Origin of the sequence: Acinetobacter sp. V91_7 (assembly GCF_031799075.1) — a bacterium.
Taxonomy (GTDB): Bacteria; Pseudomonadota; Gammaproteobacteria; order Pseudomonadales; family Moraxellaceae; genus Acinetobacter; species Acinetobacter calcoaceticus.
Map to the genome: position 1 here is coordinate 51,675 of NZ_JAVQNT010000032.1, position 16,253 is coordinate 67,927.

General features: G+C 38.7%; 14 protein-coding genes. 4 read left to right on the forward strand and 10 right to left on the reverse strand.

The features are described 5' to 3' along the window. The first annotated feature begins 51 nt into the window (after positions 1-51). Both RMB03_RS08945 and coq7 read left to right on the forward strand, forming a co-directional pair. Complete coding sequence (locus tag RMB03_RS08945) at positions 52-1,374, forward strand: MFS transporter (protein ID WP_080758369.1); 1,323 nt, start codon at positions 52-54, stop codon at positions 1,372-1,374. Positions 1,375-1,377: 3 nt separating this feature from the next. After that, the gene (gene coq7 / locus RMB03_RS08950; RefSeq protein WP_004643288.1) at positions 1,378-2,013 is read left to right on the forward strand and encodes a 2-polyprenyl-3-methyl-6-methoxy-1,4-benzoquinone monooxygenase; all 636 of its coding nucleotides are present in this window, start codon (positions 1,378-1,380) and stop codon (positions 2,011-2,013) included. 43 nt (positions 2,014-2,056) lie between these two features. Here the strand turns inward: coq7 and RMB03_RS08955 are convergent, their stop codons facing one another. Then, entirely contained in the window at positions 2,057-2,605 is a 549-nt protein-coding gene (locus RMB03_RS08955; RefSeq protein WP_311075461.1) for a DUF2799 domain-containing protein, read from the reverse strand. A 405-nt stretch (positions 2,606-3,010) separates the two neighbouring features. Between RMB03_RS08955 and RMB03_RS08960 the strand changes: the two genes are divergently transcribed. Further along, a complete protein-coding gene (locus tag RMB03_RS08960) occupies positions 3,011-4,435 on the forward strand; it encodes a glutamine synthetase family protein (protein ID WP_311075463.1) in 1,425 nt (474 codons plus the stop codon). Positions 4,436-4,511: 76 nt separating this feature from the next. Here RMB03_RS08960 and RMB03_RS08965 read toward each other — a convergent pair whose 3' ends face one another. The 9 genes from RMB03_RS08965 to RMB03_RS09005 all read right to left on the reverse strand — a co-directional run bounded on the left by RMB03_RS08965 (position 4,512) and on the right by RMB03_RS09005 (position 15,491). After that, positions 4,512-5,228: a response regulator gene (locus RMB03_RS08965; protein WP_005039667.1), complete on the reverse strand. Its 717-nt coding sequence runs from the start codon at positions 5,226-5,228 to the stop codon at positions 4,512-4,514. Positions 5,229-5,239: 11 nt separating this feature from the next. Then, complete coding sequence (locus tag RMB03_RS08970) at positions 5,240-7,894, reverse strand: sensor histidine kinase KdpD (RefSeq protein WP_311075465.1); 2,655 nt, start codon at positions 7,892-7,894, stop codon at positions 5,240-5,242. Positions 7,895-7,944: 50 nt separating this feature from the next. After that, positions 7,945-8,538, reverse strand: coding sequence for a potassium-transporting ATPase subunit KdpC (gene kdpC, locus RMB03_RS08975; protein WP_311075467.1), 594 nt, complete (start codon positions 8,536-8,538; stop codon positions 7,945-7,947). A 13-nt stretch (positions 8,539-8,551) separates the two neighbouring features. Then, complete coding sequence (gene kdpB, locus RMB03_RS08980; protein WP_311075469.1) at positions 8,552-10,591, reverse strand: potassium-transporting ATPase subunit KdpB; 2,040 nt, start codon at positions 10,589-10,591, stop codon at positions 8,552-8,554. Between the two features lie 8 nt (positions 10,592-10,599). Then, entirely contained in the window at positions 10,600-12,309 is a 1,710-nt protein-coding gene (kdpA, locus tag RMB03_RS08985; RefSeq protein WP_311075471.1) for a potassium-transporting ATPase subunit KdpA, read from the reverse strand. A 258-nt stretch (positions 12,310-12,567) separates the two neighbouring features. Further along, positions 12,568-13,005 carry a 2-amino-4-hydroxy-6-hydroxymethyldihydropteridine diphosphokinase gene (locus tag RMB03_RS08990; RefSeq protein WP_311075473.1) on the reverse strand — a complete coding sequence of 146 codons (438 nt, stop codon included), beginning with the start codon at positions 13,003-13,005 and terminating at the stop codon, positions 12,568-12,570. After that, entirely contained in the window at positions 12,962-13,342 is a 381-nt protein-coding gene (gene folB, locus RMB03_RS08995; protein WP_004643300.1) for a dihydroneopterin aldolase, read from the reverse strand. Before folB ends, RMB03_RS08990 begins: the two co-directional genes overlap by 44 nt. A 15-nt stretch (positions 13,343-13,357) precedes the next feature. Then, positions 13,358-14,656, reverse strand: coding sequence for an AarF/UbiB family protein (locus tag RMB03_RS09000; protein ID WP_311075475.1), 1,299 nt, complete (start codon positions 14,654-14,656; stop codon positions 13,358-13,360). A 58-nt stretch (positions 14,657-14,714) separates the two neighbouring features. Then, on the reverse strand, positions 14,715-15,491 hold the full coding sequence (locus RMB03_RS09005; RefSeq protein ID WP_311075477.1) for a HesA/MoeB/ThiF family protein: 777 nt from the start codon (positions 15,489-15,491) through the stop codon (positions 14,715-14,717). Positions 15,492-15,662: 171 nt separating this feature from the next. Between RMB03_RS09005 and RMB03_RS09010 the strand changes: the two genes are divergently transcribed. After that, positions 15,663-16,241, forward strand: a complete 579-nt coding sequence (locus tag RMB03_RS09010; RefSeq protein ID WP_311075479.1) for a flavin reductase family protein — start codon at positions 15,663-15,665, stop codon at positions 16,239-16,241. Positions 16,242-16,253: the final 12 nt, after the last annotated feature.

Sequence of the window (16,253 nt, forward strand, 5' to 3'; positions counted from 1 at the left end):
GCAAATTAACAATCGGTCACATTTTTTTATAAAACACAATGAAGTTTGCACATGATGAAACAAGATGAGCACCTGATGACATCACGTCGGTTCGTACCGATGTTTTTTACCCAGTTTTTTGGCGCATTAAATGATAACGTTTTTAAGCAAGCTTTATTATTAGTGATTACTTATGGTTTGATTCAGCAACAATCTGCCCCTGTAAGTACCCTCAATAATTTAGCAGCTCTCTTGTTTATTTTGCCCTATTTCTTTTTTTCGGCCACTGCTGGACAAATTGCAGATAAATATGAGCGCTCACAACTCGTCCGTGGCATAAAAATTTTAGAAATTATTATTATGCTCATTGGTTCTGCTGGTTTTTTATTGGGGCACTTATGGTTGCTTCTTCTTGCTTTATTCTTAATGGGTACACATTCAACATTCTTTGGCCCCATCAAGTACGCAATTTTGCCTGAAATTTTAAAACCGCACGAGTTAATGTCTGGTAATGCTCTGTTTCAGTCAGGCACTTCAATGGCAATTTTATTCGGGATGATTTTAGGTGGTGCTGTAATTGCATCATCACATGGGAACTTATTGTGGATTAGTCTTACTGTTGTGATTATTGCTTGCATTGGCTATTTATGTAGTCGGTTCATTTTACCTCAAAAAGTTGCTGCTCCCGATTTAAAGATTGACTGGAATTTCATTCGTACAAGCTTTCAAACCATTAAATATGCCAAAAGCTTACCTTTAGTGTTCACTATTTTGTTAGGTAACTCATGGTACTGGTTTTATGGCGCTACTTATTTAACGCAAATTCCACAGCTCACCCAACAAAATCTCCATGCTTCAGAAAATGTCGTCAGCCTTTTGCTTACTTTCTTTTCAGTCGGTATTGGTGTCGGGTCACTTCTTTGCCGTAAAATTGGTGGTTCAGAAATTAATATTAAAATGGTGCCGATTGGTGCTATTGGCCTTACTGTTTTTGCGCTCTACCTTGCTGCCAGTTTAGCTTTTGTTCCCGAAAGAACTGGGGCATTACTTACGTTAAAAGATATTTTCACTCAAGGCTGGGTTTACTATCATGTAATGTTAGCAGTGACTTTACTGGGGATTAGCGGCGGTTTTTATATTGTTCCGCTTTATGCCATGATGCAGGCTTATTCTCCGCGCTCACATCGTGCCCGTGTTGTTGCGGCTAATAACATTTTAAATGCCGTTTTTATGGTTTCTTCTGCAATTTTTTCAATTTTAATCTTAAGTGTTTTAAAAATTGATATTAAAATACTTTTTATTATTACAGCTGTACTTAGTGCAATCTTTAGTATTTGGCTTCTAGCACGACTAAAACCAATGCTTGCCACAGCACATCTTTCTTTGGAGGACTAATTTATGCGCCACTATACTGGAATTGATCAGCTCATTAACTCTTTTGATCAAGCATTACGTAGTCTTGTTCCGGGTGCAACAGCAGCACAGCGCCAAAATCCAGCTGAAACAGTTGAAGCAAAACTAGGGGTAGAAGATGCTCGCCATGTCGCAGGCTTAATGCGTGTTAACCATAGTGGTGAAGTCTGTGCACAAGCCCTTTATCATGGACAAGCATTAACTGCAAAATTACCCAATGTACGTAAAGAAATGCAACAAGCAGCAATTGAAGAACAAGATCATTTAGCTTGGTGTGAAGTTCGCTTAAAAGAGCTAAATAGTCATACCAGTTTATTAAATCCAATATGGTATGGGCTTTCATATGGCATGGGTGCTCTTGCGGGTATTGCAGGTGATAAATATAGTTTAGGTTTTGTGGCTGAAACGGAGCGTCAAGTCAGTCTTCATTTACAAGACCATTTAAAACAGCTACCAGCTCAAGATGATCGCTCTCGTAAAATTTTAGAGCAAATGAATGAAGATGAGTTACATCACCGTCATACTGCACTTGAAGCAGGTGGTGTTGAATTACCGTATGCGGTAAAAATCACCATGACAGCCATTTCAAAGCTCATGACAAAAACCAGTTATTATCTTTAAAAAATAAAGGATTGATCTGAACCAGATCAATCCTTTTCAAATATTATTTTAAGCCATGATCATATTTGAAACGTTCAATATCACGAATTGAATTCCAATAGTTTCGATTAATACGGTCACGATCAATTTGTAATTCTCTTAAAAGCTTACGATAACGTTCACGCTCTTCTGGCTTTAATTTTTCATTGTACGCGTTATCAGAATATTGCTTAAACTTTTCGTCATAACGGTCATATTCATTTTTTGCATTGTAGTAATCGGAAGCTGCCTGATAATAAGGTCTTAAACGATTACGCTGCTCAACTGGGCACACATTGATATTGCCACTACCCTCTAAAGCGTTATAAAAAATATTTGTTGGCTGGCAATAATATCCTAGACCTTCTTTATACCCACGTTCATATGACTTTTGATCTGGAACAATATTGGCTTTTCCACATGCTTTGTAATATTGATCTAAACGTGGCGACGAACCTTTTGAACCATCTTTCTCACCCACTAATGACCAATTTGCAGTCTTACATTCTTCTACGCTCATTGCAGCGCAACCTGAAAGGCTGATGGCTAGAATGGCTAAACCGATATTTTTCATATTAAGAGAACTCAAAAAATAAATTTAAAAAAACGCAAAAATAAAATTCCAGTAAATACCCTAAAAGGTCTTGCTCTATTCAAGACTTCAAAAATAAGTGACTCACTGGATAAGTCTTTAAGTTTAAATCAGTTTGACCATCTCACCAAATTGAAAGGTCATAATTACTAATATTGTTTAATTTAAAAATAAAATTCTAAGAAATTTGCTAACTCTTAGACTACCCTTATACGCTAATTTTACTTAAATTTTTAATTATAAAAATTAGACTCAAATAATTGATTATTCATACAAAAAACCAAAATATTCCAAAAATCATTCTTTAATCATTTTACTCTTTTTTTATGCTATTAACCTCACAGCTTGAGGTAGGATTTTAGCTAAATAACCACCAAGGTTTTTATAATGAGTACGCATATTTATCCAAACTTAAATTTACAAGACTCTCTCCTTAAGGCTTTTAAAATATCAGACGATATTACTCCACCAACACAAGTCAATATTTTCCAATCCGATTTATTTTTGAAAGAAGTCGATGAATATTTAAACTCATATCCTCATACTCAGCATATTGATATTTGCCTACATGATTTAAACGGACATATTCGTGGCAAACGAATTGATGTTAAAAGTTTGAGAAATCTCTCTAACGGATGTTATTTTCCACTTTCTGTTTATGCAATGAGTCTTGATGGAAAAGTTATTGAAGAGACAGGCCTAGGAAAATATATTGGTGAACCAGACAGACTTTGCCTGCCCATTTTAGACAGCTTGCAACCAAGTGCCTTATCCCCTGAATTGAATGCCCAGCTTTTCCTCACAATGCAAGAAGAAGGTGGCTCAGATTGTCGATATGAACCACGCAATATATTAAAAAAATTATTAAATCAGTTACACGCTAACAATTATTTCCCTGTTATGGCTGCTGAACTAGAGTTTTATCTTTTCTCCCCAAACCATCACACTGAAACATGTTTGGAAAACCAATGTTTTGACATAGATGCACCAAATAACTATCAACAAGTCTTAGAAGAAGTTGAAAAAGCAGCCCTACTACAATCTATTGAAATTACCGCTATTGTTGCAGAGTCATCACCTGGACAATACGAACTAAACCTTCAACACACTCATGATATTTTAAAGCTGTGCGATCAAATTAATGCTTTAAAAAGAATTGTAAAACAAGTCGCAAGAAAGCATGACTTAACTGCCTGTTTCATGGCAAAGCCCAACTTAGCAAAGGCTGGTAGTGGCATGCATTTTCATATGAGCTTGCTCAATCAGTACCATGAAAATGTATTTAGTTCAGCAGTAGAAAAAGATGAACCTTCGGCCAAATTACTCAGCGCGATTAGTGGCCTAATTGAATTAATGCCTGCATCTATGGCTATTTTAGCGCCCAATATTAATTCTTATAGACGCTTTAAAATTGGGCACCATGTACCGTTAGAAGCAAATTGGGGTACCAATAATCGCAATGTCGCAATTCGAATTCCATGCTCAGATTTGAGAAATCAACGTCTAGAATATCGTGTTGCAGGAGCGGACTGTAATCCTTATCTGGTTACAGCTACGATTTTAGCGGGTGTATCTTATGGCTTATCTCATAAGTTACCGCTACCAAAACCTGCACATCTTTTAAAATTTCCTGATGAGCACATTCTATTAGCCAACAATCAGCCAGAAGCATTAAAAATATTTAAAGGGAATCTTATTTTAAAAGGATATTTAGGGGCAGACTTTGTAGAACATTGGTACACAGTTAAACAGGCTGAATATCAAAATATTTACAGTCAAATGACTGAAGCAGAACAACATTGGGATATATAAATAAAAAAAGCTAAAAGATATAAACCACTTTGCAAACCCTTAGGGAGAAATTCCCTAAGGGTTTTTTTATATGTAATTAATGATTTTTCTGTTTAGATAAAAAACGCAATCCAACACCGGGTTCAGTTGCAATATAGCGTGGCTGAATTGCATTATCTCCAAGTTTACCGCGCAACTTACCCACTAAAATACGTAAATAATGAGTATCTTCCTGATGGGTTGGCCCCCAAAGTTCTTTTAACAGTTGAGGTTGTGTTAAAAGCTGCCCTTGATAGCGCATTAACAGCGTCAACAGTTGAAACTCTTTTCGAGTTAAAGTAATTGGCTGTTGCTCGATCCACACTAAACGCTGCATGACATCAACTTTAAGGTAGCCATCATCATAAACATGAGCTTCTTGTTGAATGGGTTGGTTTCTTAAAATGACTCGTATGCGCGCTAATAACTCTTGTACGCTAAAAGGCTTGGTCATGTAATCATTTGCACCAGCATCTAGTAATGCAACTTTCTCATATTCATCGGCACGTACAGATAACACAATGACAGGAACATTCGACCAACTACGTAACTCTTGAAGCACTTCTTTACCGTCTAAATCTGGCAAACCCAAATCTAAAATAACTAAATCAGCACCTTGTGTGGCCAAAGCCTCCAGACCTTTGTAACCAGTCTCACAAAGTGTGGTTTTGTATTTTTGTGTTCTTAAGGCAATGTCTAAAAATTTACGAATTTGAGGCTCATCATCAATAATCACAATACGTGTTTCTACAGGTGATGTTTCTGAACTTATCATGACTTTACAACTTATTCTTTTACTGGATGAATGGGTAGTTTGATTTGAATTAAAGTACCTTTGTTTTGGCGACCTGAAAATGCTTCTATTGTACCCATATGAGCCCCAATAATCGCTTTCACAATTGTCAGTCCTAAACCTGTACCAAATTTTCCGCGGTCTCCACGTTCCATAGTATAAAACATATCGAAAATGCGGTTTCTTTCATCTTCAGGAATTCCCGCTCCTCTATCTTCAATTTCTATTTTCACTTCATCTTCAAATAAAAGAGAAGCCCGAATCATGACTGGTTCATCTGGAGGTGAAAAGTTTGCAGCATTTTCTAAAACATTAAAAATAGCTTGTTCTACCAGTGCTGGATGAACATATAAACTAATGGTTTGTTCAGGTAATTCGACCAACACTTGAGTATCTGGTTTATAACGCTTCAAACGGCGGGTTGCCGAACCAATTAATTCATCTACACCAATCCAGTCTCTTTTTAAAGATAAGCCGTCATGCCCCAAACGTGTCATATCAAGCAAATTTTGAATATAACGATCTAAACGCTCACCTTCTAAATGAATGGTTTCGAGTAAATCTTGCTGATCTTGCTCTGACATATCTGCTTTAAAATGGGCAAGCGTATCAGCTGCTCCAATAATAGAAGCAAGTGGTGAGCGTAAATCATGCGATACTGAAGATAATAAAGCAGAACGTAATCGCTCTGTTTCACTGGTTACTTTTGCTTGTTCAAGTTCATTGACCAGTTGGGTCCGAAGTGCTGCCTGCGCAATATATTCAATTACACTTTCAGTCAGCTTCTTTTGCTCAAAATTTAAAGAAACAACTTCATCTGTAAAGTAAATTCCCACAATACCTAGGCTATTTTTTTGTTCTAAAAGAGGTAAAAACCACCAGTTTGACTGACTAAGCGTATCGGTAAAACGCCCACATGGTTGTTGATGCTTCAAACACCAATCTGCTGCCACTTTTTCTTTGTCGTTTAGCTCTATGTCAGATGAAATCACTCTATCTTGAATAGAAATCCATACTTTAGTTTGAAGTTGTGTTTCTAAGGTCATACGTCCTGTTTGCATGACTTCTTCAAGGTTTACTGCACTAGAGAGCTTACGTGCCAAGTCTTGCATCACCGTGGTGTAGGCATTCGCAGCTTTTAAAGACAAAACCTGTTGACGTAATTGAGAAGCCAAGCGCCCAGCGATTAAAGCGGCCGCAAAAAAAGCAACAACGGTAACCACACCTTGATGTGCTGAAATCTGAAAAGTAAAACGCGGTGCAATAAAGAAAAAATTATAAGCCAAGAAACAAATAAGAGCTGCCACTACCGCAGCGAGCATTCTGGTTTTAGTGGCCACAATTAAAACTGAAATAATGAAAATGACAGAAAAGTCTTCAATCCCTAATAAAACTTCAGCAAAGTGCGCTATAAAAATACTCGCACAGGTAACCGCTAAAACAAAAATACTTTCTTTTAGTGATAAAAATGATGGCTTTTCAAGCTGAGTTGTCTTTTTGGTGCCCTGTTCTGGGTGCAAAATGGTTAAAGCAATTGAGTTTTCTTGATTCAATAATTGTTGAGCTAAATTTTTCTTAAATAACTTTAACCACCACGGCGAAATACTTTTGCCAATGACCAGATTTGAGATTCCCCTATCCACAGCAGCATCCATTAAAACAGATGCAACCTGATGGCCATATATTACTTCTGTGCGACCACCGAGTTGCCGAGCCAGTTCAAATGCACGATCAATCTCAATATATTCTTTTTTATATGAATTTCCTGAACTCTGCCCAAAGTCCAAACTTTTAGCAACATTCACTACCGTCCACGCAGCCCCATAACGTTCTGCTAAACGGCAACCTGCCCGTACTAAATATTCAGAAGAACCTTGCCCATCTATCGCAATCATTAATTCATTTTGCAACGAGATAGATTTCAAACCTTTAGAGGCATAACTCTCTTTTAAATCTGAATCAACATGTTCTGCAACGCATTGCATTGCTAGTTCACGTAGTGCAGTTAAATTTGAAATGCTAAAAAAGCCTTGTAATGCCAGATTTGCTTGATCGGGCACATAGACTTTTCCTTGATGGAGCCTTTCAATGAGTTCACTGACTGGCAAATCAATTAAACGAATGTCTCGAATACGATCAAACACTCTATCTGGTACAGTTTCACTTACCCTAATGCTCGTAATCTGGTACACCACATCATTTAGGCTTTCTAAATGCTGAATATTCATGGTGGTGAATACGTCAATACCTGCATCTAGTAATTCATTGACATCTTGCCAACGGCGTTCATGACGACTATTTGGTATGTTTCGATGAGCCAACTCATCAACTAAAACGATTTCGGGATGCCTAAGTAAAATAGCATCCAAGTCCATTTCTTCTAAACTATGCCCCTGATACTGCATTTCCTTTCTAGCAATCTGAGGCAACCCTTCCAAAATTTTTAGAGTTTCTGTTCTCCCATGGGTTTCAACAATGCCAACAACAACGTCTGTACCTTGTTGAAACAACTCTTTGGCACGAGCAAGCATGGCATAGGTTTTTCCAACACCAGGTGCCGCACCTAAAAAGACCGTTAGTCGACCGGCTTGATATCTGTTGACATGATTTAATAAGGCCTCAGCCTGATTTTCGCGATTGCTTTGCACTTGATATCATCCGGTAAACTAACAACTTTATTTTTAAGTTAATGTGTAGATTATAATTGATCTAAAGCAATATTGAGCTCTAATACATTAACACGAGCTTGTCCTAATACACCAAACTGCATCGGTTCAATATGCTTTTGCAATAGCTCTTCTACAACTTTAAGATCTAAATGGCGCGCTTGAGCCACTCGAGCCACCTGTAACTGAGCGGCTTCGGGACTAATATGCGGATCGATACCGCTGCCAGATTTAGTCACCAAATCACTTGGAATAGATGTATTGCCTGTATGATCTTGCTTTTTCACCTCGAGTATCTGAGCGTCGATTTGCTTTTGTAACTCAGGATTAGTACGAGCCAAGTTTGTACCCGCCATTGCCATTGGGTCATAATTTGCTGCCGAAGGGCGTGGATGAAAATATTCATTCCCGACAAATGGCTGAGCCACTAAAGTTGACCCAACAACTTTGTGATCTATTTCGACCAAACTACCATTGGCCTGATTATTGAATAAAACCTGCCCAGCGCCAGTAGCGATAGCACTGTAAACAGCACCGCACCCTACTAGAGTAAAAATTAATAATCCTAAAGATGCTCTTAAGGTCTGACCCAAATTTGCTTCTGAATTTTGTACATAAGTTTTCATTTCAAACTCCAGATTACAAACCAAATAATTGAACAATCACCACATCGATCGCTTTAATGGCAATAAATGGTAGGACCACACCACCCACACCATAAATCAACATATTTCGACGTAATAATTGAGTTGCAGTTGAAGGTTTAAATTTCACGCCTCGGAGAGCAATTGGAATTAATAACGGAATAATAATCGCGTTAAAGATTAATGCCGATAAAATCGCACTGCTTGGACTCGCCAGATGCATCACATTTAAAACCTGCATTTGCGGAATCGCTGCAGCGAATAATGCAGGCAAAATTGCAAAGTATTTCGACACATCATTTGCTAAAGAAAACGTTGTTAAAGCTCCACGAGTAATCAACTGCTGTTTACCAATTTCAACCACAGCCAGTAGTTTGGTCGGGTCTGAGTCTAAATCAACCATGTTGCCGGCTTCTTTCGCAGCTTGCGTACCAGAATTCATGGCTAAGCCAATATCTGCCTGAGCTAATGCAGGTGCATCGTTGGTTCCATCACCGACCATCGCAACTAAACGACCTTGTTGTTGTTCAGTGCGAATACAAGCCAATTTGTCTTCTGGTTTTGCTTCGGCAATATAGTCATCTACGCCTGCTTCAGCAGCAATTGCAGCAGCAGTTAATGGGTTATCACCCGTCACCATTACAGTTTTGATGCCCATTTCTCTTAAACGAGCAAAACGTTCTTTAATACCATGTTTAATCACATCTGAGAGTTCAATCACGCCCAATACATGATGTTGATTTGCGACAACCAATGGGGTTGCACCTTTTTTGGCAACTTGTTCAACACGCGCTTTTAACTCTAAATCTTGAGAATAATCTTCATCTACAAACTTCAAGATTGCATCTAAAGCGCCTTTACGAATTTGGTCAACATTCGGTAAATTCACGCCAGAAATGCGAGTCGAAGCACTAAAAGAGATAAATTCGGCTTGCTCAGGTTCTTGCTGTTTTAAGCCTTGTTCTTTTGCTAACTTAACAATCGATTTCCCTTCTGGTGTTGGGTCAGCTAGTGAACTTACCCAAGCAGCCACTCGTAACTCAGACTCAGTTACCGAAGTTAAAGGATAAAATGAGGTTGCTTGACGGTCACCATAAGTAATGGTTCCTGTTTTATCGAGTAAAAGCACATCGATATCACCAGCAACTTCTACGGCTTTACCCGATTTTGCCAAGACATTGGCTTTGAGTGCACGGTTCATACCCGCAATCCCAATCGCAGGCAATAAGCCCCCAATAGTTGTTGGAATTAAGCAGACCAATAGCGCCACAAGCACCACTGGATCAAGTTCAACATGCAAATAATTGGCAATAAACGGCAAGCTAATCACGACAATTAAAAACGTAAGTGTCATCACCATTAACAAAAAGCCAAGTGCAATCTCATTCGGTGTTTTTTGACGATTTGAGCCTTCAACCAAAGCAATCATACGGTCTAAGAAACTTTGACCAGATTCAGCAGTCACTTGCACAACAATACGATCTGTAAGTACTTTGGTTCCACCAATAACACCTGAACGGTCTGTTCCAGCTTCACGTAATACGGGTGCTGATTCACCTGTAACAGCCGATTCATTAATAGTGGCAAAGCCTTCTACAATCTCACCGTCGGCTGGAACAAGCTCACCTGCATGTACTTCAATAAAATCATTTAAATGAAGCTCAGTTGCTGCAACTTGCGTCGCTTGACGGTCGGTCAAAGAATTGAGTCTTCGAGCAGTTAAGTTTTCTCTTGCTGCACGTAATGAAGATGCCTGACCACGACCTCTTGCTTCAGCAACAGCTTCGGCATAGTTGGCAAATAAAATAGTAATGAACAGGATAGCTGTTACTGCCAAACCAAATAACAGTGTGGTGTAACCCCAAATGGTACTAATTCCAGTAACCACTGTCCCAAGCCATACAATTGCCATCACAGGGTTTTTAATTGCATGTTGTGGTAGCAATTTCACAAATGCATTTTTCCAAACTTCAAAATTTGGTACTGCTATGGTTTTTTTATGGCTATTTACATGAGTTTGTGTATTCATTTTCACTCGCCTCCTTAGCCTTTAACCAACAAAAGTTGATCGGCAATTGGCCCAAGGACAAGAACTGGCATAAATTGTAATAAGGTAAGCAACACCACAATCGTGATCAGCGTTAAGGCAAAAGTTGGAGTTTCAACTTGGAGGCTTCCTGCTGTTTCAGGTGCTTTCCTTTTTGCAGCTAAACGTGTCGCAATCATTAATGGTAAAATTAATGTAGGGAAACGTCCTAAAAGAAGAGCGATGCTACAAGTGACGTTCCACCATACGGTGTTATCTCCAAGGCCTTCAAAACCTGAACCATTGTTGGCAAATGCAGAGACATATTCATAAAACACTTGGCTAATACCATGCGGTCCTGAATTGCTGATGCCTGATAGACCCGGAATGCTGAGGGTTAATGCAGTAAAGGCAAGAATAACGAGAGGTTGAATCAAGATAATAATCGCGAGTAACTTAATTTCTGCGGCTTCAATCTTGCGCCCGAACAACTCAGGGGTACGGCCTGTCATTAAGCCTGCAATAAATACTGCAAGTAATAGATAAATCATGAACTGCTGCAGACCACAGCCTACGCCGCCCCAAATGGCATTAATCAACATGTTAATGAGTTCGACCAGACCAGTAAGCGGCGCAGAAGAATCATGCATCATATTGACCGAACCATTATTTACTTGAGTTGTGACAGCTGCCCAAACCGCTGATGCTGCTGGCCCAAATCGTTGCTCTTTACCTTCCATTACGGCAAGTTGAGATGCTGTAGATGACATACTTTCAGACCAGACGGCTGCTGCACCTGAAATAATCGACATAAAAAGCATGCTACCAAACACAAAGTAAGCAAACTTTTTACGCTGAGTAAAATGCCCAACCATAAAAATTACTGTGATTGGAATGAGTAAAATCGCAATCATTTCTAGCAAATTAGAAAGTGGTGTTGGATTTTCTAAAGGTACAGAACTATTTGGACCGTACCATCCACCACCGTTACTACCCAATTGCTTAATAGCCACCATTGGTGCGACTGGTCCCAAAGGAATTTTTTGAGTTTCTACAGTGTTGGCTTTATCAATAAGCTGTACTTCTGGCCCGCCTTGGAAAGTCGCTGGTACACCTTGGCTATTGAGCAATAATGACCAGACAAAACAGAGTGGAAGCAAAAAGCGTACTGTAGGACGAATTACATCTGCCCAATAGTTACCAATTAAAATTTGATCTGGCTGCTCGGCAACATCGGCTGCAATATGGCTTGGGTTCTGATAAAAGAACGCTCTTAAAGTTGCGACAACCAAAGCCAGCCCCATCATGGGTGTAATGACTTGCAGGCCCACAATACCTGTCATTTGCGACAAATAAGATAACTGAGCCTGACCAGAATAATGCTGTTGGTTGGTGTTTGTTAAAAATGAAATAACAGTGTGTAACGCTAAATCCCAACTCATATTTGGTGCATGGTTAGGATTTAATGGTAGCCATGCTTGCGTCATAAAAATAGCAAGAATAGCCACCGCAAGAAAAATACAGCTAACAACAAATGCTAGTGAATATTGTTTCCAGTTCATTTGTTGTTGTGGAGATACACCTAACAAGCGGTAAACAGGATTTTCAATCCAACGAAATAATCCATCACCAACCATCGGCTGATTTGCCATCACTTTGGATAGATATTTACTGAGACACCATGCTAGAAAAATAGCAATAAATAAAACAAGTATAAGTTCTAGCATGGCTATTCTCCTCTAAATCCCATGGCCTGACTTGCCAAACTAGAAATAAGGAGAAATAAAGAAATATCATTTTTTTTAAGTCCGCATAAGACAATGCCAGACTGATGCAAGATGCGCATTTGAGAATTTATAAGCATCTTTATTGTCCTGAAATAACACTAATTTAGTGAATTTCAGTATCGGTAAAATGCTCGTAAATTCTCTATTGAGGAACTCAAAGCCCGCGTAAAATTTGCGTAAAATATAGAGTAAAAGACGTTAAACTTTAAAATTGACTACCGGATAAAGTACTGCTTCAGACTTTAGGGTTTCACAATTCCATAATTCATATAAAGGAATTTTTACATCTAGTGCCAAAGGTAATTTTTTAGAATTAAATTGCATATGGTCTAGATCACTTCCCCATGCAATCAAATCTACATCTAAAGAAATATGATGTGATGGACGAATACGCCCTGTGTCTGATTCAAGTTTTTTTAAGAAAGCTTCGATTTCTGAAGGATTTAAAGAACTTTTTAATAGACATGCTGAATTCCAGTAATCATCTCCAATGCCATCTCGGCATGGAATTTGATAAACCGATGAAAACTGCACTTTCCCCAATGTTGCCAATTGCGTATAAGCAAAAGTAAAGTGTTGTTCTGCGTCTAAATTACTCGCTAGAGCGAGCGCAAAAATTATTTCTGGTGCGTTCAAGACGAATTCCTACAGCATTAGCTTCTGCAATGATGGCGGGCTTACGGATGGTAATGGTAATTTTTTCAATCGTTGGGAAAGTTTCGAACAAACATTCCAAAACGAGATGTGCTGCATGTTCGATTAATTCAGGCTTGGCTTGTTGAATAGTTTGAGCCGATAACTCACAAATCTGTGCATAATTGAGTGTATCTTCAAGTTTGTCAGACTGCGCAGCTCGGCTCAAATCATTATGGATGGTTAAATCCAACATTAAAGGTTGAATGATTTGTCTTTCCCAGTTGAAACAACCAATGACTGTTTCAACTTTTAACCCTTCAATAATAATGGCATCCATAAATTTAAACTGACCTTAGTGCTTTAACAACGAAGCAGGTTCCATATTTTGAACCATTTTCAAACGCTGGTCTGCATAAATATCAGCATATGGTGCGAGTACGCGCATAAAACGATCGAAATAAAGCATTTGCTTAAATAATAAAGCAAAATCTCGAGGGAATTTAATACCGTGGCGCTCACCAACACCCACCATATCCATCATAATGTCGTTTAAATCGGCAGGATTGGTAGACAGAATTTGCTGTGGATCAGCCATTAATACGCCATTAAATAAACGCTCCAAATCTTGTGCCAATACTTCCACATCAACTTTGTTATGTGTCATGCCCATTTTCAGCATGTTTTCGGCCATCGCTTGATAATCAGTCTTTTGCAACGCATCCATAAACGCAATACATGCTGTCCAGACTTCTGGCTTTAACTGCCCCACAATACCAAAATCAATAAAACCAATTCGACCATCTTCGAGCAACATCAGGTTTCCAGCATGTAAGTCCGCATGGAAACTCTTACATAGCATGAGACTACCAAACCATGTATTCATGGCAGTAATCAGCACTTGTGATGGATCTTTTGCGTATTGTTTCACCACACTAAAATCTGTCAAAGACACACCATATAGACGTTGCATAGTCAAAACACGACGTGTTGAAAATTGGTGATAAACCTTAGGTGCAGTCACAGCATGGTTTTGAGAAATATTCAAATATTCAATAAAGTCATCTAGATTTTGTGCTTCTTCAATAAAATCAACTTCACGCACCATACGACTTTTGATTTCATCGACAATTTCAGAAAGAGCAGCGAATTTGATTTTAGGTACTGCACGCTCAAGCAATTTGGCAGCCCAATGCACCACACTTAAGTCAGTATATAAAATGGTTTCTACACCAGGCTTTTGTACTTTAATAACAACATCTTCGCCTGTGGTCAATTTAGCTGCATGAACCTGAGCAATTGAAGCAGAAGCTAATGGTTTTTCATCAATATAGCTAAAAATCTGACTTAAATCGCGCCCTTCAAACTCAGAGTCAAGTACACCTTGAATATAACTAAATGGCAGTGTTGGTGTCTGGTCTAAACAACCTTGAAATTCTTCTACATATTCACGAGGGAAAAGCGATGGAGTGCTCGCAATAAACTGACCAAGTTTGATGTAAGTCGAGCCAAGAGATTCAAAGGTTTCCCGCATGAGTTTGGCATTACTTGGTTTTTCAGTTGCGTATTTAATCCCAGCTTTGGCGGCAACCACTGCTGTTTCACCAATACGGGCGACAGAACGTAGCCCATCAAACAAAATATTTTTTTTCATATTTCTTCAAAACCAAATCATTCAGGTTGAGTGTAGCAAATTTTATTTCATTTACTGATTAACTTGCCTGACAAACTGGGCAATTTATATCTTTATCAAAATTAACAATGCGTTGTGTCATGTTTAAACCATCCCACAATAATAGTTTCTGTTTTAAAGGAGTCAGATTGAGTCCTAAATAGAGCAAAGTGTGATGTGCTTGTAATGACGCTATCATTACAGGAGTAGTGGCAAGCACCCCAGATTCAGCACAGCGTAGCCCTTCATTGCTATGCCGTTCTTTAGGAAATAAACATTCATAACAAGCTGAATCACCTTCAACCATAAACATTTGTGCCTGAAAACCAATTGCAGAAGCACTAATTAATGCAACCTGATACTTCTTACAAGCGGCATTTACCAAATAACGTGTTGTAAAGTTATCACACCCATCCAATACCACATCTTGGTGTTCAACAAGTCTATCAATGTTATGTTCATCTAAACGTTCGTTGTAGTACTCAACGCAGATATAAGGGTTAATTTTCTGTAACCGCTTTGCAAGAACTTCAGCTTTATAGCTGCCAATATCTTCATGACCAAATGCAATTTGACGTTGTAAATTACTTATCTCAATCGTATCGGCATCAATGAGTGTAATTTTCCCAACCCCTGCTCGCGCTAATAGTTCTGCACTACTACAACCGATTCCACCAGCACCGACAATAAGCACATTGGCAAGTTTGAGTTTTTCCTGAGCTTCTATATCCCATCCATCAAGTAAAATCTGACGGCTATAGAGATGCATTTCTTCATCACTTAACTCTACAAAATCGATATCTTGAAGCTCGGTCACGCTTTAATCCTTTCACTTAGAAGCCAAATGATTTTATGACTAAGTCAGGCATTAGGAAAGGTATAAAATAAAAACAGCATTTTATTCTTTAAACTTTTATCCACCGCATTACTTCTCTCAAGCTTTCTGCAACAATAGAAATATCTATTTTCTTTATTACTTAGGCTAAATATGTCCCAATCATATATTGCACCTGTAGAGTTAGAAAAAGCTTATCGTTTGTTAAATCATGGCCCAACTGTACTTGTCTCTGCTCAGCATGGAGATGACCGAAATGTAATGGCAGCCGCTTGGGCATGTGCATTAGAACTCACTCCTGCCAAAGTAACCGTTGTTCTCGACAAAAGTACTAAAACTCGTCAGCTTGTTGAACAAAGTGGTTATTTCACCCTACAAGTTCCCTGCTATGCGCAGCTCGACATGACCCATCAACTTGGTACAATTAGCAAATTAGACGATCCGCAAAAACTTGAACATTGTGGTGTTGAGCTCTTTTATCAAGAAGGTCTTACCAGCCCATTAGTATCTGGTTGCATCGCATGGCTCGTTTGTAAACTTATTCCTGAACCGCATAATCAGTCAGCGCATGATTTATTTATTGGTTCTGTTGTCGGTGCTTGGGCCGACACTCGAGTATTTAAAGACGGGCATTGGCACTTTCAAGATGCACCAAAAGAGCTTCGAAGCTTGCACTATATTGCTGGCGGAACATTTTATTTAATTGGTGAGCAAGTTAAAGCTGATCTTTAAACATAAAAATAT